This is a genomic window from Pseudomonas sp. FP453, assembly GCF_030687495.1.
GTDB lineage: Bacteria > Pseudomonadota > Gammaproteobacteria > Pseudomonadales > Pseudomonadaceae > Aquipseudomonas.
Genome location: NZ_CP117435.1, coordinates 3,064,863 through 3,087,193, shown reverse-complemented (window position 1 = coordinate 3,087,193; position 22,331 = coordinate 3,064,863). Strand labels below are relative to the sequence as shown.

Here is a 22,331-nt window from a genome sequence, read left to right as displayed (position 1 = left end):
TCCTTTTGGGTAGCGCGCCAGGGCGCCCGCGTTCCCGCTGGGGTGTCGGCACTGTGTAAGGAAGAAAAACAATTGCAGCAAATATCCGCTGCAAACGTAGTCTGTGGGCGATCTTTGCGGCAAACTCCCGGTTTTTCCGCACCTGGCCAAGGCATGCCCATGACACCTGCGTCGTCCGTCGATGAAAAAAGCTTCCGTAACCTTTTAAGCCGAAATGTGGCGCTGCCCTTGGGTGTGGGCGTGCTCAGCGCAGTGTTTTTCGGCTGCCTGATTACGTATCTGCTGACGGTGATCCAGTGGGTGGAGCACACCGACCGGGTCATCAACAACCTCAACGAGTCGTCGAAACTGACGGTGGACCTGGAAACCGGCATGCGCGGTTTTCTGATCACGGGCGATGAGCACTTTCTCGACCCGTATGAAGTGGCCAAGCCACGGATCATTGCCGATTTGCGCAATTTGCAGGACCTGGTCGCGGACAACCCCCAACAGGTGGATCGCCTCAAGCGCCTGGAAGCCTTGCAGACCGAGTGGAACAAGTACGCCGAGTCGATGATTGAGATGCAGCGCACCAGCGGTGACTACCGCAGCGCGGTCAAAGCCGGCCGGGGCAAGCGCCTCACCGATGAAATTCGCAAGGAATATGACGACGCGGTCGCGATGGAGCAGCAGTTCCGTATCACCCGTAACGAAGAAGTCACCCGTACCACCGTTGTCAGCGTCATCCTGTACCTGGCGTTTGTACTGGGGCTCAGTGGTTTTCTGGCCTATATCGGCCGGAAGAATTTAATTTCGTTGTCAAAGAGTTACGGCGATAACCTGGCGTCACAGCAGAAGATTGCGCTGCGCCTGGAACAGCAGGCCTGGCTGCGCAACGGCCAGACCGAGCTCGCAGAGCAGGTGCTTGGCCAACTGACCCTGAACATGTTGGGGCGCAACATCCTGCAATTCTTTGCCCAGTACATGGGCTCGGCCGTGGCCGCGCTGTACGTGCGAGAAGAACACGGCGGCCTCAAGCGTGTCGCGACGTACGGTTTCTCCCGCGAACAGGAACAGCTGGAGCAAGCGATCTACAACGACGAAGGCATCGTTGGCCAGGCCGCCCAGCTGGATCGCCTGATTCGCCTGGACGATGTGCCAGTGGGCTATTTCAAGGTCAGCTCCGGGCTGGGGGAGGGCTCGACCCGCAGCGTGCTGGTAGTGCCGACCAGCGATGATGGGCGCGTCAACGGCGTCATCGAACTGGGCTTCTTGCGCCCCCTGGATGAACGTGATGTCGAATTGCTGGAATTGATCGCTGGCAATATCGGCACCTCGATTGAAGCCGCCCGCTATCGCCAACGCTTGCAGGAAGTGCTGGCCGAGACCCAGCAGCTCAACGAAGAGCTGCAAGTGCAGCAGGAAGAACTCAAGACCGCCAACGAAGAGCTGGAAGAGCAGTCGCGCATCCTCAAGGAGTCCCAGGCTCACCTGGAAACCCAACAGGCGGAACTGGAGCAGACCAACGAACAATTGGCCGAGCAGACCCAGACCCTGGCCGACCAGCGCGACGCCATGGACCGCAAGAACGGGGAGCTCAGCCAGGCCCAGCTCGACCTCGAAGACCGGGCCGACGAATTGCAGCGCTCAAGCAAATACAAATCCGAATTCCTCGCCAACATGTCCCACGAACTGCGCACGCCGCTGAACAGTTCGTTGATCCTGGCCAAGCTGCTGGCGGAAAACCCCCAGGACAACCTCAGTGCCGAACAGGTCAAGTTTGCCGAGTCGATCTATTCGGCCGGCAATGATTTGCTCAACCTGATCAACGACATCCTCGACATTTCCAAGGTTGAAGCCGGCAAGCTGGAAGTGCGCCCTGAGAATTCCAGCGTGGCACGCCTGGTGGACGGTTTGCGCGGTATGTTCGAACCGCTGGCGGCCGATCGCAAGCTGGGGTTCCAGGTGGAGGTGCAGGCAGGTGCGCCCGCCATGCTGTTTACCGACCGCCAGCGCCTGGAGCAGATCCTCAAGAACCTGCTGTCCAACGCGGTCAAGTTTACCGAGCACGGCGAGGTAAGCCTGTCGGTGTCCGAGGCACCGGGAGAGGGCATTGCCTTCACCGTGCGCGATTCCGGCATTGGCATTGCGCTCGATCAGCAGGAAAGCATCTTTGAAGCCTTCCGCCAGGCCGACGGCACCACCAACCGCCGGTATGGCGGCACCGGCCTTGGCCTGTCGATTTCCCGCGACTTGGCCACCTTGCTCGGCGGCTATATCAGCGTTACCAGCGAACCGGGCAAGGGCAGCATGTTCACCCTGGTGTTGCCGGAACAGTATGTCGAACGTGCAGAAGATGCGGCGCCCATCGAACAACCGCGTCAGGTGGTCGTAGCGCCGGCCCCCACGCCGGTCAAGGTATCCCCGTTGCCGGTGGCCGATGCCAACCTGATCCCGCGCTTCGCCGATGACCGCGACAAGGCACCGTTCACCACCCGGTGCATCCTGGTGGTGGAGGACGAGCCAAACTTCGCCCGCATCCTCTTCGACCTGGCCCACGAACTGGGCTACAACTGCCTGGTGGCCCACGGCGCGGACGAAGGCTACAGCCTGGCCGAAGAATACATTCCCGACGCGATCCTGCTGGACATGCGCCTGCCCGACCATTCCGGGCTGACCGTGTTGCAACGCCTCAAGGAACACGCCAATACCCGCCATATCCCCGTGCACGTGATCTCCGTGGAGGACCGCGTCGAGGCCGCCATGCACATGGGCGCCATCGGCTATGCCGTCAAACCCACCACCCGCGAAGAGCTCAAGGACGTGTTTGCGCGCCTGGAGGCCAAGCTGACCCAGAAGGTCAAGCGTGTGCTGCTGGTGGAAGACGATGACTTGCAGCGTGACAGCATTGCCCGCCTGATCGGCGACGATGACATCGAGATCACCGACGTCGGCTACGCCCAGGCCGCGCTGGACCTGCTGCGCACCAACGTCTACGACTGCATGATCATCGACCTCAAGCTCCCGGACATGCTGGGCAACGAACTGCTCAAGCGCATGGCCACCGAGGACATCTGCTCCTTCCCGCCGGTGATCGTCTACACCGGGCGCAACCTGACCCGCGACGAAGAGGCCGAGCTGCGCAAGTATTCACGCTCGATCATCATCAAGGGCGCCCGTTCGCCGGAGCGCCTGTTGGACGAAGTCACACTCTTTTTGCACAAAGTCGAATCCCAGCTGTCCCATGACCGCCAGACGATGCTCAAGACCGCCCGCAGCCGCGACAAGGTCTTTGAAGGGCGCAAGATCCTGTTGGTGGACGACGATGTGCGCAACATCTTCGCCCTGACCAGCGCCCTGGAGCACAAAGGCGCCGTGGTGGTCATCGGGCGAAACGGCCGTGAAGCCATCGACAAGCTCAATGAAGTGGACGATATCGATTTGGTGTTGATGGACGTGATGATGCCGGAAATGGACGGTTACGAGGCCACCGCCTTGATCCGCCAGGACCCGCGCTGGAAAAAACTGCCGATCATCGCGGTGACGGCCAAGGCCATGAAGGACGATCAGGAACGCTGCCTCGCGGCGGGTTCCAACGATTACCTGGCCAAGCCGATTGATCTGGACCGTCTGTTCTCACTGATTCGCGTATGGCTACCCAAGATGGAACGCATTTAAGTGGAGCGAAGTTTTTTGGATAAAAGCAGCGATATCGAGCTGCGCCTGTTGATCGAGGCGATCTACCTCAAGTACAGCTACGACTTTCGCGACTACTCCGGGGCGTCGGTCAAGCGGCGTGTGGCCCATGCCCTGCGCCAGTTCGACTGCGCGACGATCTCGGCGCTGCAGGAGCGGGTGCTGCATGACCCGGCAGCGTTCATGCAGTTGCTGCAATTCCTCACCATTCCGGTGAGCGAAATGTTCCGTGACCCCTCGCACTTCCTGGCGATTCGCCAGGAAGTGGTACCGCTGCTCAAGACCTACCCGTCGATCAAGATCTGGATCGCCGGCTGCAGCACCGGTGAGGAGGTGTACTCCACGGCCATCCTCCTCAGGGAAGAGGGCTTGCTGGAGCGCACGATCATTTATGCCACCGACATCAACCCGGCGTCGCTGGACAAAGCCAAGCAAGGCATCTTTTCCCTGGAAAACGTGCGGGCCTACACCGCCAACTACCAGCAGGCCGGCGGGCAACGTTCATTTGCCGACTACTACACGGCGGCTTACGATTACGCGATCTTCGACAAAAGCCTGCGCGAGAACGTGACGTTTGCCGATCACAGCCTGGCGACCGATAGTGTATTCTCAGAAACTCAATTAATTTCGTGCCGTAACGTATTGATTTATTTCAATAAAAAATTGCAGGATCGGGCCTTCGGATTGTTTCACGAGTCGTTGTGCCACCGTGGTTTTCTGGTGCTGGGCAGCAAAGAGACCCTGGACTTTTCCGCCTACAGCAAGCAATTCGAACCCTTGGTCAAGCAAGAACGGATCTACCGCAAACTATGAATGAAGCGGCTGCCAACCGGACTCGGGTTCCGGGCATAGAAGCGATTGTCATCGGCGCGTCCGCGGGCGGCGTCGAGGCGTTGCTGACGGTGTTCGGTGAGCTGCCCGAGGGGTTCGGCCTGCCCATCATCGCCGTGCTGCATCTGCCGGACGAGCGCCGCAGCCATCTGGCTGAAGTGTTCGACCGGCGCGTGGCAATGCCGGTGGTCGAGGCGCGCGACAAGGAAATGATCAAGGCCGGCACCCTGTACTTTGCCGGGCCTGGCTATCACCTGTCGGTAGAGCGCGACCACAGCCTGTCCCTGAGCCAGGAAGACCGCGTGCACCACTCGCGCCCGGCCATCGACTTTCTGTTCGAGTCCGCCGCCGACACCTATGGCAGCGGCCTGTTGGCGATCCTGTTGACCGGCGCCAATCAAGACGGCGCCCGGGGCCTGGCCCATGTCAAGCAACAGGATGGAACCACTGTGGTGCAAGACCCCACAGAGGCTCGCGTGGCGGTAATGCCCCGGGCAGCCCTGGCGCTGCACACACCTGACCACATTCTTTCGCTGAGCCAGATCGGCTCATTGTTGGCTTCCCTGGAATATTCCCCATGTTAAGTACTGTCCAGGCCAAACTGCTGATCGTCGATGATCTGCCGGAAAACCTGCTGGCCCTCGAAGCGCTGATCAAGCGCGAGGATCGCCAGGTATTCAAGGCATTGAGTGCCGACGAAGCCTTGTCGCTGCTGTTGGAGCACGAGTTCGCCATGGCGATCCTTGACGTGCAGATGCCCGGCATGAACGGCTTCGAGCTGGCCGAGTTGATGCGCGGCACCGAAAAGACCAAGAACATCCCGATTGTGTTCGTCAGCGCCGCTGGCCGCGAACTCAACTATGCCTTCAAGGGCTATGAAAGCGGCGCAGTCGACTTCCTGCACAAGCCGCTGGACATTCACGCGGTCAAGAGCAAGGTCAATGTGTTCGTCGACCTGTACCGCCAAAGCAAGGCCATGAAGCAACAGGTCGAAGCCCTGGAGCGCAGCCGGCGCGAACAGGAGCTGTTGCTCACACGCTTGCAGGCCACCCAGGCCGAGTTGGAGCAGGCCGTGCGCATGCGTGACGACTTCATGTCGATCGTCGCCCACGAAGTGCGTACGCCCTTGAATGGGCTGATCCTCGAAACCCAGCTGCGCAAGATGCACCTGGCCCGGGATAACGCGGCCGCGTTTACCCTGGACAAGATGCACGCCATGGTTGACCGCGATGAGCGCCAGATTCAAAGCCTGATCCGCCTGATCGAAGACATGCTCGACGTGTCGCGCATTCGTACCGGCAAGCTGTCGATCCGTCCGGCACACTTTGACCTGGCGCAACTGGTGCATAACCTGGTGGAAAACTTCGCACAGCAAGTGGCCGCCGCCGGTTCTTCCATGCGCCTGGTCTCGCAAGGGCCGGTGGAAGGTCATTGGGACGAGTTCCGCATCGAGCAGGTGATCACCAACCTGCTGACCAACGCCTTGCGCTACGGCGCAAAAAGCCCGGTGGATGTGCGGGTCTACAGCGCGCACGGCGAAGCCCGGGTGGAAGTGCGCGACCGAGGCATCGGCATCAGCGAAGACAACCAGAAACGTATTTTCCAGCAATTCGAGCGTGTGTCCGCCAGCCAGGTGGCAGCGGGCCTGGGCCTCGGATTGTTTATTTCCGAGCAGATCGTTGCGGCCCACGGCGGCACCATCGAGGTCGAGAGCCAGATAGGCGAGGGCGCCCTGTTCCGGGTGTGCCTGCCCCTTGAGGCCGCGCGATGAAATCAATCGTCGGCTCGACGCAACCTTCTGCGTGACCCCATGGTCGTAATTGCAGCAATTGACCGGACAAAGGCTTCCCATGAGTGAAGATGCGCAAGATGTTGTACTGATCGTCGAAGACGACGAATCGATTATGTTTGTGCTGGGTGAGTACCTGGCCGGCCTGGGTTATCGGGTACTCAAGGCAATCGATGGCGAGCAGGCCTTCGAAATTCTCGCGACCAAGCCACACCTGGACCTCATGGTCACCGATTACCGCCTGCCCGGCGGCATTTCCGGCGTGCAGATCGCCGAGCCGGCGATCAAGCTGCGTCCGGAATTGAAAGTGATCTTTATCAGCGGTTACCCGCAGGAAATCCTCGACTGCAACAGCCCGATCACGCGCAATGCACCGATCCTGGCCAAGCCGTTTGACCTGGACACGCTGCACGAGCATATCCAGCGGCTGCTGGCCTGACACGCAACGCAAGCAGGCACCTTGGGCTGCTGCATGGCAGCCCGGCAACCGACGGCGTGCCGTTACGTTCTGTCACCGCTGCGGCCAGCAAACCTCGGAACGTCCTTACACCCCTCAACGACTAAAACGCGGGCTCGACGAATTCATTCCTTCGTCGACAGCTCCAATTTCTGTTGTTGAAGGGTTTTACATGATCTCGTCCAGTGCTTCGCTCAATCAACGACTGCAATCGTCTTACGCCAATCCGTCTCGGGGCAAAGGGGATGTGCCACGTGATAACCCGTCGCCCGACACTGGACACGCGAACGTAACCCCAGGCGACCGCGGTGTTCTAGAGCAGTACGTCAAGGCCTTGCGCAGCGTGGCGGGCGGTTCAGCCCGACGCGGTATTGCTCAACAATATCCCTGCCGATTCGGCATTCGGCCAATGGTGGCAACAATTCTATAACGCGGCGAGAAACCCGCGATTTGAAGCGCTTGCCAAATTGCTCAATATCGATACGTCCAGCCCGATCACCGTCAATCACCTCGCCGATACGATAACGGCCGTGGTCGATGGCCAACCGATGACCCTCAGCGCCTCACAGCTGGGCGGTGAATGGGCGGAGGCCACGGCGCCGCGCATGGCCGCCGCACGCGCGTTGGCGTATGAAAAGATCGAGGTGCCGTCCGATCCGACCGCGGCGCCGTTGCACGAGGTCGCGCGGTTTTATGGCGAGGTGCTCCTGGCCGACCGCAAGGAGGAGACCCTGGCCCGCGCCACGCAACTCGAACACAGCCAAGTGTTTGACCAAATGTCGCGCGACAGACCGTTTGCGAATCACGCGGCTCAGGCACCGGAGCTGCTCGACCAGCAGGTTGTCGAACTGGGCAACAGCAACGTCCAGTTCAACCTGACCGACAAGCTGATGCAGTACGACAGCAGAACCCACCTCTCCCTGGCGGACTTCCTGCGGGACCAGACCATCACACTCGACCCGAACTCCAGCTATGCGAAGGACAATGGGCGCAGTGAAGCCAGCCTTGAAGATGTGCTGGCAACCTATGGCTGGCGCATTCCACAGACGCCGGCAGAGCTGACAGACCTCGTCCGCGCCTTGCAGGAACCTGCGTTGCCCCGGCCACGGGACGGCAACTTCGCGCCGTTATAAACCACGGTGTTCCGGCGAAGACTCGGGTGCAAGAGCTCATTGGCCTGGGGTTTTATGAATCATCTCCCGTACCTTCGCCGTCAACAGGTCAAACGTGAACGGCTTGGTGATCAACTGCATCCCGGGATCAAGGAAACCACCCCGCACTGCCGCATGCTCTGCGTAGCCGGTGATAAACAATACCTTGAGCTCCGGGCGGATCTGCCGGCCGATTTCTGCCAGTTGCCGCCCGTTCATGCCGGGCAAGCCAACGTCGCTGATCAGCAGGTCGATACGCTGGTCGGATTCGATGATCGGCACGGCGGTGTCGGCATCACCGGCCTCGACAAAGCCATAGCCCAGCTCCTTGAGCACCGCGCTGACCAGCACCCGGACCGCCGGATCATCCTCGACGATCAGCACGGTCTCGCCCGTGTTGGCAAACGGCAGCAAGGCCGGGTTGACGACTTCAGCGGTGGCGATCTGGCCGATGAACCTTGGCAGAAACAGGCTGACGGTCGTGCCTTTGCCGACCACGCTGTGAATCGTCACATGCCCATGGGATTGGCGGGCAAACCCGTAGATCATCGACAGCCCGAGGCCGGTTCCCTGACCGATGGGCTTGGTGGTGAAGAAGGGATCGAAGACCCGGCCCATGACGCTTTCGGCAATCCCGCAGCCGGTGTCGCTGACGCTCAGTTCCACATAGTCGCCGGGCTTCAAGGTGCCGTAGGCGGCGGTGAACACGCTGTCGAGGTGGCGGTTGCCGGTCTCCACGGTGAGGCTGCCGCCATTGGGCATGGCGTCGCGCGCGTTGATCACCAGGTTGAGCAAGGCGCTCTCCAGTTGATTGGGGTCGGCTTCGGCGGTCCACAGTTCATCGGTAAGGCGCATGTCCAGGGCGATGCTTTCATTGATGCTGCGTTGCAGCAACTCCCCCATGGCCGTGACCAGCTGGTTGATTTCCACCGGCTTGGAATCGAGGGACTGGCGCCTGGAGAAGGCCAGCAAGCGGTGGGTAAGGCCGGCGGCGCGATTGGCCGAGGTGACGCCCAGATCGATCAGGCTGTCGAGATCGTCCAACTTGCCCCGGGACACTCGACGGCGCAGCAGTTCGAGGCTGCCGATGATCCCGGTGAGCATATTGTTGAAATCGTGGGCGATGCCCCCCGTCAACTGACCGACCGCTTCCATCTTCTGCGACTGGCGCAATGCGTCTTCGTTATGCCGCAACTGGGCGGTGCGTTCCTCCACCTGCTGTTCCAGGGTTTCCAGGGTACGTTGCAGGCGTAGCTCGCTTTCGCTCAGGTCCACCAGGCGGTCCCGCGCCTCATATTGCCGACGCCGGCCGCGCAGCGCGGTACTCACGAGGCTGATCAAGGTGATGGGATGGAACGGCCTTTCGAGAAACGTCACGTTACCCAGCAAGCCGCTGAGGTGGGATGACCCGTTCTGCTCGCTGCCGCCATGGTGCGTCATCAGTACGATGGGCAAGTCGGACCAGGCCGGTTGCTGGTGCAGGTTGTCCAGCAACGGCTCCAACCCGATGCCGCGCAACGCTTCGGCCGCGATGATCAACAGGCCGGCACCTTGCTCCAGCGCCGCGCACAGTGCGCCGAGGTCATTGGCCACAATGCCGCTGTAGCCGGCTTCATTGAGCATCATCAGCGCCAGCGAGCCGTCACGCCCCATGGGTGCAAGAATGATTGCGCGCTCGGAGATGGGCGCAAGCTGCGGCATCAGCCCATGTCCTTGAGCAGGGGAGAGCCGGCGCCCATATAGGTTGGAATGCCGCGCAGCACGCCCTGGAAGTTGTTCAGCGGCTCACCGACGGTCATGCCGCGGCTGCCGATGCGGTATTCACGGATGGTGGACTCATGGGAGCCGGTCCTTTTCTTGATGATCGAGATGGCCCGGCGAACCTCGCCGAGGGCTTCGAAGTAACGCAACAGAATCACCGTGTCGGCCAGGTAAGTGATGTCCACGGGCGCCTGCATGTCGCCCACCAGCCCGTGTTGGGCGACGGTCATGAAGGTGGCCGCACCCCGGCGGTTGAGGTACAGCAGTAATTCATGCATGTGCAGGATCAGTGCGTTTTCTTCGGGCATTGCGGCCTGGTAGCCATTGATGCTGTCGATCACCACGGTTTTGATCCCGCCCTCATCGACGCAACGTCGCACACGGTGGGAAAACTCGCCGGGGGACAGCTCGGCAGCGTCCACTTGCTCGATCAGCAGGTTGCCCGTGGCTTGCAGGGCGGCCAGGTCGATGCCCATGTTTTTCATGCGCTCGAACAACAGGCCCAGTTCTTCATCGAAGATAAACAGCGCGGCTTTCTCGCCACGGGCCACTGCGGCGGCGGCGAAGATCATCGAAATCAGCGACTTGCCCGTACCGGCCGGGCCAAGAATCAGGCTGCTGGAACCGGTCTCGATGCCGCCGCCAAGCAATGAATCCAGCTCCCGGATGCCGCTGGTCAGGGTCTGGCGGTTGTAGCCGCCACGGTGCTCGGCCGCCACCAGCCGCGGGAACACATGCACGCCGTCCTGCAAGATGGTGAAGTCATGGAAGCCACCACGGTATTTCTGTCCTCGGTACTTCACCACCCGCACCCGGCGACGTTCCGCGCCATAGTTGGGGGTCAGTTCTTCCAGGCGGATCACGCCGTGGGCGACGCTGTGCACGGTCTTGTCGAGGGATTCGGTGGTCAAGTCGTCCAACAACAGGACGGTGGCGTCATAGCGCACGAAGTAGTGCTTGATGGCGAGGATCTGCCGGCGATAACGCAGGGAGCTCTGCGCCAGCAGGCGAATCTCCGACAGGCTGTCGACCACCACGCGGGTCGGCTTGACCCGTTCCACCACCTCGAAGATCTGCCGCGTCGCTTCGCCCAACTCCAGGTCGGACGAGTACAGCAGGCTTTGCTGGTGCTCGGCGTTGAGCAAGCTTTCGGGTGGGGTCAGTTCGAAGATGTGGATGTTGTCGTCCAGGTCCCAGCCGTGGGATTTGGCGCCCTGGCGCAATTCGCGCTCGGTCTCGGACAGGGTGATGTACAGCGACTTCTCGCCGTTTTTCGCGCCGGCCTGCAAAAAATGCAGGGCGACGGTGGTTTTGCCGGTGCCGGGTTCACCTTCCAGCAGGAACAAGTGGCTGCGCGATAGCCCGCCGGAAAGAATGTCGTCCAGACCTTCGATACCGGTGGCCGCCTTTTCACTGAACAGCTCGTTGGATGTAGACAAGAAGTGCCCTCGGGTCACGGATCAATAGAGGAACGCGCCGCCTTGGGCGCGCCATATTTACTTGACCGTGATGGCCCGTAGCCGTTCAACGATTTTTTTCGAGGGCGCTACAGGCCTTGCTGCAAGGCGGGGTCGTCGGGGTTCTGCTGTTCCAGCTGGGCAAGCAATACCTGCACGTTCTGCAGTTGGCCGCTTTCCTTCCAGTAATTGACCAGCAGCACCCGCGCTTTGCGATTGGCGGGATGGCGCTGCAGGATCTCTTCCAGCTGGCGCTGTGCGGCTTCCAGTTCGTTCTGGGCGTGCAAGGTGGTGGCCAGGTCGTAGCGATAATCCTGGTTGTCCGGCTCCAGCTCCACCGCCTTGGACAGGCCCAGCAACGCATACGGGCGTTCGCCGTGATGCAGCAGCCACAGGCCCAGGGCATGTTGCAGATAAGCCGACTCGGGGTGCGCCGCCAGTTGCCGCGGCAGCAGTTGCCGGGATTCCTCGCTCTTGCCTTGCTTATCCAGTAGCTCGATCTGCGCGACCACCGCTTGCAGGTTGTCCGGCTGCAAGCGCATGGCCTGCTCCAGGGCGTTTTGCGCGTCCGGCAACAGGGCGCTGTGGATGTACAGCTGCGCCAGTTGAATCCAGCCCTCGGCGGTTTCGGGCTGGGCCTTGAGGTATTTGACGAATTCGTCGAGCACCTGCTGCAACGGGCCGAAGTACAGGCCGAGGGTGTCGGGCGACAGGCCGAGCAGGGCGTTGGCGGCCGCAAAGCGCACGCTTTGTTCCGGGTCGTCCAGTGCCGGGCCGAGCAACAGCGTGCGCTGGCCGCTGGGCACCAGGCCGGCAATGCTGTGGATCGCCGCTTCGCGCACCTGCGGCGAATCGCTCAGCAGGTCCTTGTCGGCCAGCTTCAAGGCTTGCGGACTGGGGTAGTTGGGCAATTCGGCGTGCAGCGCGGCGCGACGTTCCGGGGACAGGTCCGGGCGGCCCAATTGCTGATACAACACGCGCGCCGCCCCCGGTTCGCCGTTGCGTGCCTGTTTCAGGGCTTTGGAGTAACCATGGGCAATCGCCGGCGGCACGGCCACCTGGCTGGAACGGGAGAAATACCACGTGATCAGCACAATCAACAGCAGGGCGCACAGGCCGACGAGGGAGTAACGGCGTGACTTAGACATGCAGGCGTCCGCAAGTATTACAAAGCCGTCAGCTTCGGCCAGAGCAGGGCAGGTGTCAAACCCGCGTCAGGTCAGCACGTAGTCCACCGGTTCCAGGGCGGGCGGCAAGTCGGTTTCGCCGAGGGCGGCGCGCACCTCGCGCTCCAGATTGCGCAGGATCGCATTGCACGGCAGGTCGTTTTCGTCGAAGCCGAACGGGTCTTCGAGGTCATCGCCGATCTCGTCGAGACCAAAGAAGGTGTAGCTGACGATGGCGGTGAACACCGGCGTCAACCACCCCAGCGGCTCGGCCATGGCAAACGGCAGCAGGATGCAGAACAGGTAGATGGTGCGGTGCAGCAGCAGGGTGTAGGGGAAGGGCAGCGGCGTGCTCTTGATCCGCTCGCACGACGCCTGCACCTGGCTGAGGCTGACCAGGCGGGTTTCCAGCTGGGTATAACGCCATTCGCTGATCACGCCGCGCTCGGCCAGTTCGGAAAAGCGCGCGCCCAACTGTTGCAGCACGTTGTCCGGCAAGTTCGGGTGCGTCGCCGCCACCGCCGCCCAGGGCTTGATCGCCAAGGCTTCGTCTTCATGGCGCAAACGTGCGATCAGGCCATGGGCAAAGCCACACAAACCACGCAACAGCCCGGCACGCTCGGGCGAATCCCCCAGCACCTGGGTTTCGCGGATCAACGAGCGCACATCAATGATCATCTGCCCCAATTGCTTGCGGCCTTCCCACCAGCGGTCGTAGCAGGCGTTGTTGCGAAAGCTCATGAAGATCGACAGCGACAGGCCCAGCAACGTGAAGGGCGTGGCGTTGACCTTGGAAAAGTAGGCCGGGTGCCAGGTTTCCACCAGCACGATCACCGACGCCAGCAACGTGACCAGCAGGCTGCGCAAGGCAATGCGCTTGGCAATCGAACCCTTGAGGGAAAACAGGATGCCCACGAGGTTGGGCTTGGGACGGACAATCATCGGCAGGGGGACTTCTTTGGTGGCGCAGGCCCTCAGGTTAGAAGTTCGCTGGCAACGCGTCCAATCGCTTGGGCTGACCGGTTGATCGGTGCGGTCGATGACTGGCCAAACCAGTCAGCCATGTTGAGGGCTTTGACCATTGCTGCTGGGGCGCGCTAGAGCGACTATTTCCGTGGTTTACGTCCTGAAAATAAAAAACACAGAAGGATTTGAAGCGATGCGTGACTACTTGGCTGCCACCACCGGATTTGACTACGCCCACACTGTTGACGCCGCACTGGCCGGCACCCTGCAAGGCCTCAATGCCTGCGTGGAGTGCTGTGACCGCCACGCGCTGCCCGGGCGCATCGCGTTGTTCTGGGAGGGCAAGGACGGCCGTAGCGCCACCTCGACCTTTACCGACTTGCAGGACCAGGCCGCACGCTTCGCCAATTTCCTCCTGGCCCAGGGCGTCAAGCGCGGTGATAAAGTCGCGGGGTTGCTGCCACGCACGGCGGAATTGCTGGTGGTGGTGTTTGCCACCTGGCGCATCGGCGCGGTCTATCAACCGTTGTTCACCGCCTTTGGTCCCAAGGCCATCGAGCATCGCCTGAACAGCTCCGGCGCCGCATTGGTGGTCACCGACGCGGTCAACCGGCCGAAACTGGCAGACGTCGAAGGCTGCCCGACCATCGTTACGGTCACCGGCGCCAAGGGCGAAGGCCTGGTGCGCGGTGATTTCAGTTTCTGGGCCGAGCTGCCCAATTATTCCAATGTGTGTGAGCCGGTGCTACTGGGCGCTGACGACCCGTTCCTGCTGATGTTCACCTCGGGCACCACCGGCCCGTCGAAAGCGCTGTCGGTGCCGCTCAAGGCCATTGTCGCGTTCCAGAGCTACACCCGCGACGCCGTGGACCTGCGCCCCGAAGACGCGTTCTGGAACGTCGCCGACCCAGGCTGGGCCTACGGCATCTACTTCGGCGTGACCGGCCCGTTGTCCATGGGCCACCCGATCACCTTCTACGATGGCCCCTTCACCCTCGAAAGTACCTGCCGGGTCATCAATAAATACGGGATCACCAACCTCACCGGTTCACCCACCGCGTACCGCCTGTTGATTGCCGGCGGCGAGCAGTTCGCCCATTCGATCAAGGGCAAGCTGCGCATCGTCAGCAGCGCCGGCGAGCCGCTGAACCCGGAAGTGATCCGCTGGTTCGCCGACAACCTCGGCGTGACCATCCACGACCACTACGGCCAGACCGAACTGGGCATGGTGCTGTGCAATCACCATGGCCTGGAGCATCCGGTGCATGTCGGTTCGGCCGGCTTTGCCTCGCCGGGGCACCGCATCGTGGTGCTCGATGATGACTATCAAGAGTTGCCGGCCGGCCAGCCAGGCATCCTCGCCATCGACCGCGAACAGTCGCCGATGTGCTGGTTCGCCGGCTATGACGGCGTGAAGACCAAGGCGTTTGTCGGCAAGTACTACCTGAGCGGCGACACCGTGGAGCTGAACCCCGACGGCAGCATCAGTTTTGTCGGGCGCAGTGACGATGTGATCACCACGTCCGGCTACCGCGTCGGCCCGTTCGATGTGGAAAGCGCGCTGGTGGAACACCCGGCGGTGATCGAAGCCGCGGTAGTCGGCAAGCCGGACCCCGAGCGCACCGAGCTGGTGAAAGCCTTCGTGGTGATCAACAGCCAATACCGCGCCACCCCGGAACTGGCCGAGGAACTGCGCCTGCACGTGCGCAAACGCCTCGCCGCCCATGCCTACCCACGGGAAATCGAATTTGTCAGCGACTTGCCCAAGACCCCGAGCGGCAAGCTGCAACGTTTTATCTTGCGTAACCAGGAAATCGCCAAGGCGGCGGTGGCCTGATCCACTTTTAAGGACACAATGATGCAGATCGAAAACAAGGTATTCCTGGTCAGCGGCGGCGCTTCGGGCCTCGGCGCGGCCACCGCCGAGATGCTGGTCGCCGCTGGCGCCAAGGTCATGCTGGTGGACCTGAACGCCGACGCGGTCGCGGCCAAGGCCAAGCAGTTGGGTGATAACGCGCGCAGTGCCGTGGCGGACATCAGCCAGGAAGCGGCCGCCGAGGCGGCGGTACAAGCCGCCGTTACCGCGTTTGGCGGTTTGCACGGCCTGGTCAACTGCGCCGGTGTGGTGCGTGGCGAAAAGATCCTCGGCAAGAACGGCCCCCACGCCCTGGCCAGCTTTGCCCAGGTGATCAACGTCAACCTGATCGGCAGCTTCAACCTGCTGCGCCTGGCCGCTGCGGCCATCGCCGAAACCGAAGCGAATGCCGATGGCGAGCGCGGCGTGATCATCAACACGGCCTCGGTGGCCGCGTTTGACGGGCAGATCGGCCAGGCGGCGTACTCCGCCTCCAAAGGCGCGATTGCCAGCCTCACGTTGCCCGCTGCCCGTGAACTGGCACGCTTTGGCATCCGCGTGATGACCATCGCCCCGGGCATTTTCGAGACGCCGATGATGGCCGGCATGACCCCGGAAGTACGCGACTCCCTGGCCGCCGGCGTGCCATTCCCGCCGCGCCTGGGCAAACCGGCCGAATACGCCGCGCTGGTGCGTCACATCATTGAAAACAGCATGCTCAACGGCGAGGTGATCCGTCTCGACGGTGCCTTGCGCATGGCGGCCAAGTAAGGAGTTCGAACCATGACTGATCCCATCGTAATCGTCAGCGCCGTGCGCACGCCCATGGGCGGCTTCCAGGGCGACCTCAAGGGCCTGACCGCGCCGCAACTGGGTGCTGCCGCCATTCGCGCCGCCGTCGAGCGCGCCGGTATCGCCCACGATGCCGTGGATGAAGTGCTGTTCGGCTGCGTCCTGCCGGCTGGCTTGGGCCAGGCGCCTGCGCGCCAGGCGGCGCTGGGTGCCGGGCTGGACAAATCCACCCGTTGCACCACCCTCAACAAGATGTGCGGCTCGGGCATGGAAGCGGCCATCCTGGCCCACGACTCGCTGCTGGCGGGCAGCATTGAGGTAGCAATCGCCGGGGGCATGGAAAGCATGTCCAACGCCCCGTACCTGCTGGACCGTGCGCGCAGCGGCTATCGCATGGGCCACGGCCGCGTGCTTGACCATATGTTCCTCGACGGTCTCGAAGATGCCTATGACAAAGGCCGCCTGATGGGCACCTTTGCCGAAGACTGCGCCGAGCACAACGGTTTTACCCGTGAAGCCCAGGACGCGTTCGCCATCGCCTCCCTGACCCGCGCGCAGCAAGCGATCAGCGACGGCAGCTTTGACGCGGAAATCGTCCCGGTGCAGGTCACCGTGGGCAAGGAACAGAAAACCATCCAGCACGACGAACAACCGCCGAAAGCCAAGCTGGACAAGATTGCCAGCCTGAAACCGGCGTTCCGCGACGGCGGCACGGTCACGGCGGCGAACTCCAGTTCGATTTCCGATGGTGCGGCGGCGTTGCTGCTGATGCGCCAATCCGAGGCGCACAAACGCGGCCTCACCCCCTTGGCGGTGATCCACGGGCACGCGGCGTTTGCCGATGAACCGGGGCTGTTTCCGGTGGCGCCGGTAGGGGCGATTCGCAAGCTGATGAGCAAGACCGGCTGGAGCCTCGACGAGGTGGACCTGTTCGAAATCAACGAAGCCTTCGCCGTGGTCAGCCTGGTGACCATGAGCAAACTGGACATTCCCCACAGCAAGGTGAATATCCACGGCGGCGCCTGCGCCCTGGGCCACCCGATTGGCGCGTCCGGTGCGCGCATCCTGGTGACCTTGCTCGCGGCCCTGCGCCAAAAAGGCCTCAAGCGTGGCGTCGCTGCCATCTGCATCGGCGGTGGTGAAGCCACGGCCATGGCCGTCGAATGCCTGTATTAAGGACTGAACCCCATGTTGCCCAATGACGAACAACTGCAAATCAGCGACGCGGCCCGGCAATTTGCCCAGGAGCGCCTGAAACCTTTCGCCGCCGAGTGGGACCGCGAGCACCGCTTCCCCAAGGAAGCCATCGGCGAAATGGCCGAACTGGGCTTTTTCGGCATGCTCGTGCCCGAGCAGTGGGGCGGTTGCGACACCGGTTACCTGGCCTACGCCATGGCCCTCGAAGAGATCGCTGCCGGCGACGGCGCGTGCTCGACCATCATGAGCGTGCACAACTCGGTGGGTTGCGTACCGATCCTCAAGTTCGGCAACGATCAGCAGAAAGAACAGTTCCTCACGCCTCTGGCCAGCGGCGCCATGCTGGGCGCGTTTGCGTTGACCGAGCCCCAGGCCGGCTCCGACGCCAGCAGCCTGAAAACCCGTGCACGCCTGGAGGGCGACCACTACGTGCTGAACGGCTGCAAACAGTTCATCACCTCCGGGCAAAACGCCGGGATCGTGATTGTGTTTGCGGTCACCGACCCGGCGGCGGGCAAGCGCGGGATCAGCGCGTTTATCGTGCCCACCGATGCCCCCGGCTACACCGTGGCGCGGGTCGAGGACAAGCTCGGCCAGCATGCGTCCGACACCTGCCAGATCCTCTTTGAAGACGTCAAAGTGCCGGTGGCCAACCGGTTGGGCGAGGAGGGCGAAGGCTACAAGATCGCCCTGGCGAACCTGGAAGGCGGGCGCGTGGGCATCGCCTCGCAATCGGTGGGCATGGCCCGCGCCGCCTTTGAAGCGGCGCGGGACTACGCCCGTGAGCGTGAAAGCTTCGGCAAGGCGCTGATCGAACACCAGGCCGTGGCGTTCCGCCTGGCGGACATGGCCACGCAAATCGCCGTCGCCCGGCAGATGGTGCATTACGCCGCCGCCCTGCGTGACAGCGGCAAGCCGGCGCTGGTGGAAGCCTCGATGGCCAAGCTGTTCGCCTCGGAAATGGCCGAGAAAGTCTGCTCGGCCGCCTTGCAAACCCTCGGCGGTTACGGTTACCTGAGCGACTTCCCCCTGGAGCGCATCTACCGCGATGTGCGGGTCTGCCAGATCTACGAAGGCACCAGCGATATCCAACGCATGGTCATCTCACGCAATCTCTAAGGAGCCGATACATGAGTTACGAAACCATCCTGCTCGAAGTCCAGGGCCGCGTCGGGCTGATTACCCTCAATCGCCCGCAAGCCCTGAACGCCCTGAATGCGCAACTGGTCAGCGAACTGAACCAGGCGCTGGACGGCCTGGAAGCCAACCCTGAAATCGGCTGCATCGTGCTGACCGGCTCGAAAAAAGCCTTCGCCGCCGGTGCCGACATCAAGGAAATGGCCGAGCTGACCTACCCGCAGATCTACCTCGACGACCTGTTCAGCGACAGCGACCGCGTGGCCAACCGCCGCAAGCCGATCATCGCTGCCGTCAACGGCTTCGCCCTCGGTGGCGGCTGTGAACTGGCGCTGATGTGCGACTTCATCCTGGCCGGCGATGGCGCCAAGTTCGGCCAGCCGGAAATCAACCTCGGCGTACTGCCGGGCATGGGCGGCACCCAACGCCTGACCCGCGCCGTGGGCAAGGCCAAGGCCATGGAAATGTGCCTGACCGGGCGCTTTATCGACGCGGTGGAAGCCGAGCGTTGCGGCATCGTCGCCCGTATCGTGCCGGCCGATGAACTGCTGGAAGAAGCCCTGAAAGTCGCCACGCTGATCGCTGGCAAATCGGTGCCGATCAGCATGATGGTCAAGGAAAGCGTGAACCGCGCGTTTGAAGTCAGCCTGTCGGAAGGCGTGCGCTTTGAGCGCCGGGTGTTCCATGCGGCGTTTGCGACGCAGGATCAGAAGGAAGGCATGGCGGCGTTTGTGGCCAAGCGTGCGCCCGAGTTCAAAGACAAGTAATTCCCAAACACAGAAGATCACACTGTGGGAGCTGATCCTGTGGGAGCTGGCTTGCCTGCGATGCAGACACCTCGGTTTATCTGTTAGACCGAGGTGATGCTATCGCAGGCAAGCCAGCTCCCACAGGATCAGCTCCCACATTGGTTTTTGCAGTGTGTCAGTTACAGCTGGTAGTGCTTCAGTTCGCGAGCAATCACCATCCGCTGAATCTCGCTAGTTCCCTCATAAATCTGCGTGATCCGCGCATCCCGGTAGTAACGCTCCACCGGGTAATCCTCCAGGTACCCGTAGCCGCCATGAATCTGCATCGCTGACGAGCAGACCTTCTCCGCCATTTCCGAGGCAAACAGCTTGGCCTGGGACGCTTCCGACAGGCACGGCTTGCCGGCGCTGCGCAGGCGTGCGGCGTGCAGGATCAGCAAGCGCGCGGCATTCAGGCGGGTTTGCATGTCGGCGAGCAGGTTGGCCACGCTCTGGTGCTCGATGATCGCCTTGTCGAACTGCACCCGATCACGGGCGTAGGCCAATGCCGCTTCAAACGCCGCCCGGGCGATGCCCAAGGCCTGGGCAGCGATGCCGATGCGGCCGCCTTCGAGGTTGGACAGGGCGATGGCCAGGCCCTTGCCACGCTCGCCCAGCAGGTTGGCCTCAGGCACGCTGCATTGGTTGAGGGTGACGGCGCAGGTGTCCGAGGCGCGGATGCCCATCTTGTGTTCCGTGCGGTCTACCACAAAACCGGGCGTGTCGGTGGGCACCAGGAACGCAGAGATGCCTTTTTTGCCGAGGTCGGGATCGGTCACGGCAAATACGATGGCCAGCTTGGCGCGCTTGCCGTTGCTGACAAACTGTTTGGCGCCATTGATCACCCACTGGCCGTCGCGCAGTTCGGCGCGGGTGCGCAGGTTGTGCGCCTCGGAGCCGGCCTGGGGTTCGGTCAGGCAGAAGCAGCCAATCGCCTGGCCGCTGGCCAGATCGGCCAGCCAGGTCTGTTTCTGTTCATCGGAGCCGTAGTTGAGGATGGGCCCGCAACCCACTGAATTATGGATACTCATCAGCGCCCCCGTGGCGCCGTCACCGGCTGAAATCTCCTCGACGGCGAGGGCGTAGGCGACGTAATCCACGTAGGTGCCGCCCCATTCTTCCGGCACCACCATGCCCAGCAAGCCCAGCTCGCCCATCTTCGCGACCAGTGCGTCGTCGATCCAGCCGGCTTTCTCCCAGGCTTGGGCGTGGGGCGCAATTTCACCCCGGGCAAAGTCGCGCGCCATGTCGCGGATCATCACTTGTTCTTCTGTGTATTCAATATCTTGCATGGCTTATCTCCCAACCAGCTTGAAGTCACGAAAGAAGCTGTCGACGTGTTGCGCGTCCAGCTCAGCTACTGTGGCAGGGTTCCAGCGTGGGGCCTTGTCCTTGTCGATGATCAACGCACGGACGCCTTCGATGAGGTCGCCGCGCTCGAACCATTGGCGGTCCAGGTGCAGCTCCAGGGCAAAACACTGCTCCAGCGGCAGGTGGCGGCCACGGCGCAGCATCTCCAGGGTCACGGCCATGGCCAGCGGCGAGCGGGTTTGCATCAGGGCTGCGGTGGCCAACGCCCATTCATGGCTGTCGGCGACGGTGACTTGTTGCAGCTGTTCGACAATGCTCGGTACGTCCGCCAACGCGAAGAAGTGGTCGATCGCAGGTCGCAACGCGGCCAGCGGCGCATCCGGCAAGTGCTGTACGCCGAGCTTGGCCAGCAGGCCCTGCAGGTCCTTGAGCGGCGATTCGTGCCAGGGCAGGCGGTCCAGCTTCTGGTCGAGGTCGGCCAGCTTGGCGCTGTCCAGGTACCAGTCGGCCAAGCCGCAATACAGTGCATCGGCGGCGCGGACCTGCACGCCGGTGACCCCAAGGTAAACCCCCAGCTCGCCGGGAATACGCGGCAGGAAGTAGCTGCCGCCAACGTCCGGGAAGTAACCGATGGCCACTTCCGGCATGGCCAGGCGGCTGCGCTCGGTGACCACGCGCAGGTCGGCGCCTTGCACCAGGCCCATGCCGCCGCCCAGGACAAAGCCGTCCATCAGGGCGAGGACGGGTTTGCGGTAGTGGTGGATGGCGAGGTCGAGGGCGTATTCCTCGACAAAGAAGTCTTCGTGCAGGGTGTCGCCGCTCTTGAAACTGTCATGCAAGGAACGGATATCGCCGCCCGCGCAGAAGGCTTTTTCCCCGGCGCCGCGCAGGACCACGGCATACACCGTGGGATCGTCGGCCCAGGCCTGCAGGTGGTGGCTCAGGCTGCGGACCATGTCCAGGGTAATGGCGTTCAGGCCGGCGGGGCGGTTGAGGGTGAGGTGGCCGATATGGTTGCGGACTTCGGCGAGTATGTCGGCTTGAAGATGGTCGGTGTGGCTTGCCTCGGATGAAACCTGAGCAGTCATCGCTAACTCCCTGCTTTTATTGTTCTTTATCAAGATGTTCGGGGACGAACCTTCTTGCGATCCTACCAGTGCACATTTGCCCAGTACACCGGGGAATCCTGCAGGTCGTTATTGCATTTATGCACGGCGACTGAGCACCTCGCCAATGCTGCGCCGCCGTGCATGGCCCTGCGCCGCGTGGATCAGCTGCTCAAGCTCAGACGGTTGCACGTCGTAGAACTGCTCCATCTCGGCCAGGGCCAGCTTCAGGTCGGCCGCCGTGACCTCGGGGTCGATGACCGGCGCGCTGCTGCCCACCACCGCAGGGGCAGGCACCGGCAAGCCTTTGGGATAACGCGTGCGCGTGGCGTTGTTGTAGGCCAGCGCGCAGCCCAGCAATGCGCCGGCGCCGAGCATCACCGCGCCCAGTTCCTGCCAGCCGAGGGCGATGGAGGCGGGGTCCGCGAGTACCAGGGTCATGGCCAGCCCGCCCGCGGGTGGATGCAGGCAACGCAGCCAGCAGATCAGGATCACGGTCATGCCGGCAGCCAGGCACGCACTGCCCAGCGTGCGTCCCAGTACGCGCGCGACCAGCAGCGCAACGACACCGGCACACAGGTAGCTGCCGATGATCGACCAGGGCTGGGCCAACGCGCCGGATGACACCGCAAACAACAGCACCGCCGAAGCGCCCAAGGGTCCGAGCAGGTGCAGCGCCACCTCCATGCCAAAGACCTGGGCACACGCCCACACACTGAGCAGGGTGCCCAGGGCCATGCCGATGGCGGCACGGCTCCATTCGGCGGGACGGGTGTTGATGGCAGCAGGTAACCAGCGAGCAAGCATTGCGATAGATCCGTAAACAGCAGGCGAAAAAAAAGGCTTGCCTGGTTTCCCGGAAAAGCCCTTGAAAGTTCCACATTTGGGGGAG

At 62.4% G+C, this 22,331-nt stretch carries 18 protein-coding genes; 11 read left to right on the top strand and 7 right to left on the bottom strand.

The window, feature by feature from the left end:
- Window positions 1-159 precede the first annotated feature (159 nt).
- From PSH87_RS13760 to PSH87_RS13735, 6 genes are all read left to right on the top strand, one after another.
- Window positions 160-3,657: a response regulator gene (locus PSH87_RS13760; protein ID WP_305434167.1), complete on the top strand. Its 3,498-nt coding sequence runs from the start codon at window positions 160-162 to the stop codon at window positions 3,655-3,657.
- Window positions 3,658-4,488 (top strand): protein-glutamate O-methyltransferase CheR, encoded by an 831-nt coding sequence (locus tag PSH87_RS13755; protein ID WP_370695307.1) that lies wholly within the window; start codon window positions 3,658-3,660, stop codon window positions 4,486-4,488.
- Complete coding sequence (locus PSH87_RS13750; protein ID WP_017738122.1) at window positions 4,485-5,090, top strand: chemotaxis protein CheB; 606 nt, start codon at window positions 4,485-4,487, stop codon at window positions 5,088-5,090. The genes PSH87_RS13755 and PSH87_RS13750 overlap by 4 nt, the downstream gene beginning before the upstream one ends.
- Window positions 5,084-6,277, top strand: a complete 1,194-nt coding sequence (locus tag PSH87_RS13745; RefSeq protein WP_017738123.1) for a hybrid sensor histidine kinase/response regulator — start codon at window positions 5,084-5,086, stop codon at window positions 6,275-6,277. The genes PSH87_RS13750 and PSH87_RS13745 overlap by 7 nt, the downstream gene beginning before the upstream one ends.
- Before the next feature lie 79 nt (window positions 6,278-6,356).
- Window positions 6,357-6,734 (top strand): response regulator, encoded by a 378-nt coding sequence (locus PSH87_RS13740; RefSeq protein ID WP_017738124.1) that lies wholly within the window; start codon window positions 6,357-6,359, stop codon window positions 6,732-6,734.
- Window positions 6,735-7,123: 389 nt separating this feature from the next.
- Window positions 7,124-7,885: a hypothetical protein gene (locus tag PSH87_RS13735; protein ID WP_305434164.1), complete on the top strand. Its 762-nt coding sequence runs from the start codon at window positions 7,124-7,126 to the stop codon at window positions 7,883-7,885.
- Between the two features lie 36 nt (window positions 7,886-7,921).
- Here the strand turns inward: PSH87_RS13735 and PSH87_RS13730 are convergent, their stop codons facing one another.
- From PSH87_RS13730 to PSH87_RS13715, 4 genes are all read right to left on the bottom strand, one after another.
- Window positions 7,922-9,604, bottom strand: coding sequence for an ATP-binding protein (locus PSH87_RS13730; RefSeq protein ID WP_017738126.1), 1,683 nt, complete (start codon window positions 9,602-9,604; stop codon window positions 7,922-7,924).
- A complete protein-coding gene (locus tag PSH87_RS13725; protein ID WP_017738127.1) occupies window positions 9,604-11,103 on the bottom strand; it encodes an ATPase domain-containing protein in 1,500 nt (499 codons plus the stop codon). The genes PSH87_RS13730 and PSH87_RS13725 overlap by 1 nt, the downstream gene beginning before the upstream one ends.
- A gap of 107 nt (window positions 11,104-11,210) precedes the next feature.
- Window positions 11,211-12,269 (bottom strand): tetratricopeptide repeat protein, encoded by a 1,059-nt coding sequence (locus PSH87_RS13720; RefSeq protein ID WP_305434162.1) that lies wholly within the window; start codon window positions 12,267-12,269, stop codon window positions 11,211-11,213.
- A 66-nt stretch (window positions 12,270-12,335) separates the two neighbouring features.
- A complete protein-coding gene (locus tag PSH87_RS13715; protein WP_305434160.1) occupies window positions 12,336-13,229 on the bottom strand; it encodes a bestrophin family protein in 894 nt (297 codons plus the stop codon).
- A 217-nt stretch (window positions 13,230-13,446) separates the two neighbouring features.
- Here PSH87_RS13715 and PSH87_RS13710 point away from each other — a divergent pair, with 217 nt between their 5' ends.
- The 5 genes from PSH87_RS13710 to PSH87_RS13690 are packed head-to-tail and all read left to right on the top strand — an operon-like array spanning window position 13,447 to window position 19,001.
- Complete coding sequence (locus PSH87_RS13710) at window positions 13,447-15,090, top strand: AMP-binding protein (protein WP_305434159.1); 1,644 nt, start codon at window positions 13,447-13,449, stop codon at window positions 15,088-15,090.
- A gap of 21 nt (window positions 15,091-15,111) precedes the next feature.
- Window positions 15,112-15,879 (top strand): SDR family NAD(P)-dependent oxidoreductase, encoded by a 768-nt coding sequence (locus tag PSH87_RS13705; RefSeq protein WP_017738131.1) that lies wholly within the window; start codon window positions 15,112-15,114, stop codon window positions 15,877-15,879.
- A gap of 12 nt (window positions 15,880-15,891) precedes the next feature.
- On the top strand, window positions 15,892-17,076 hold the full coding sequence (locus PSH87_RS13700; RefSeq protein WP_305434158.1) for an acetyl-CoA C-acyltransferase: 1,185 nt from the start codon (window positions 15,892-15,894) through the stop codon (window positions 17,074-17,076).
- Window positions 17,077-17,088: 12 nt separating this feature from the next.
- Window positions 17,089-18,216, top strand: a complete 1,128-nt coding sequence (locus PSH87_RS13695; protein WP_207045858.1) for an acyl-CoA dehydrogenase — start codon at window positions 17,089-17,091, stop codon at window positions 18,214-18,216.
- A gap of 11 nt (window positions 18,217-18,227) precedes the next feature.
- On the top strand, window positions 18,228-19,001 hold the full coding sequence (locus tag PSH87_RS13690) for an enoyl-CoA hydratase (RefSeq protein WP_017738134.1): 774 nt from the start codon (window positions 18,228-18,230) through the stop codon (window positions 18,999-19,001).
- Between the two features lie 161 nt (window positions 19,002-19,162).
- On the opposite strand, the gene PSH87_RS13685 is transcribed toward PSH87_RS13690, so the two are convergent.
- The 3 genes from PSH87_RS13685 to PSH87_RS13675 form a co-directional block, all read right to left on the bottom strand.
- Window positions 19,163-20,314: an acyl-CoA dehydrogenase family protein gene (locus PSH87_RS13685; RefSeq protein WP_305434155.1), complete on the bottom strand. Its 1,152-nt coding sequence runs from the start codon at window positions 20,312-20,314 to the stop codon at window positions 19,163-19,165.
- A gap of 3 nt (window positions 20,315-20,317) precedes the next feature.
- Window positions 20,318-21,421, bottom strand: coding sequence for an enoyl-CoA hydratase/isomerase family protein (locus tag PSH87_RS13680; RefSeq protein WP_017738136.1), 1,104 nt, complete (start codon window positions 21,419-21,421; stop codon window positions 20,318-20,320).
- A 117-nt stretch (window positions 21,422-21,538) separates the two neighbouring features.
- Window positions 21,539-22,246 (bottom strand): HPP family protein, encoded by a 708-nt coding sequence (locus PSH87_RS13675; RefSeq protein ID WP_017738137.1) that lies wholly within the window; start codon window positions 22,244-22,246, stop codon window positions 21,539-21,541.
- Window positions 22,247-22,331 lie beyond the last annotated feature (85 nt).

Coding starts and splice junctions, on each gene's coding strand:
- PSH87_RS13740 (WP_017738124.1), top strand. CDS start 6,357: ATGAGTGAAGATGCGCAAGATGTTGTACTGATCGTCGAAGACGACGAA.
- PSH87_RS13715 (WP_305434160.1), bottom strand. CDS start 13,229: ATGATTGTCCGTCCCAAGCCCAACCTCGTGGGCATCCTGTTTTCCCTC.
- PSH87_RS13745 (WP_017738123.1), top strand. CDS start 5,084: ATGTTAAGTACTGTCCAGGCCAAACTGCTGATCGTCGATGATCTGCCG.
- PSH87_RS13720 (WP_305434162.1), bottom strand. CDS start 12,269: ATGTCTAAGTCACGCCGTTACTCCCTCGTCGGCCTGTGCGCCCTGCTG.
- PSH87_RS13675 (WP_017738137.1), bottom strand. CDS start 22,246: ATGCTTGCTCGCTGGTTACCTGCTGCCATCAACACCCGTCCCGCCGAA.
- PSH87_RS13710 (WP_305434159.1), top strand. CDS start 13,447: ATGCGTGACTACTTGGCTGCCACCACCGGATTTGACTACGCCCACACT.
- PSH87_RS13680 (WP_017738136.1), bottom strand. CDS start 21,421: ATGACTGCTCAGGTTTCATCCGAGGCAAGCCACACCGACCATCTTCAA.
- PSH87_RS13685 (WP_305434155.1), bottom strand. CDS start 20,314: ATGCAAGATATTGAATACACAGAAGAACAAGTGATGATCCGCGACATG.
- PSH87_RS13695 (WP_207045858.1), top strand. CDS start 17,089: ATGTTGCCCAATGACGAACAACTGCAAATCAGCGACGCGGCCCGGCAA.
- PSH87_RS13760 (WP_305434167.1), top strand. CDS start 160: ATGACACCTGCGTCGTCCGTCGATGAAAAAAGCTTCCGTAACCTTTTA.
- PSH87_RS13730 (WP_017738126.1), bottom strand. CDS start 9,604: ATGCCGCAGCTTGCGCCCATCTCCGAGCGCGCAATCATTCTTGCACCC.
- PSH87_RS13705 (WP_017738131.1), top strand. CDS start 15,112: ATGCAGATCGAAAACAAGGTATTCCTGGTCAGCGGCGGCGCTTCGGGC.
- PSH87_RS13750 (WP_017738122.1), top strand. CDS start 4,485: ATGAATGAAGCGGCTGCCAACCGGACTCGGGTTCCGGGCATAGAAGCG.
- PSH87_RS13690 (WP_017738134.1), top strand. CDS start 18,228: ATGAGTTACGAAACCATCCTGCTCGAAGTCCAGGGCCGCGTCGGGCTG.
- PSH87_RS13700 (WP_305434158.1), top strand. CDS start 15,892: ATGACTGATCCCATCGTAATCGTCAGCGCCGTGCGCACGCCCATGGGC.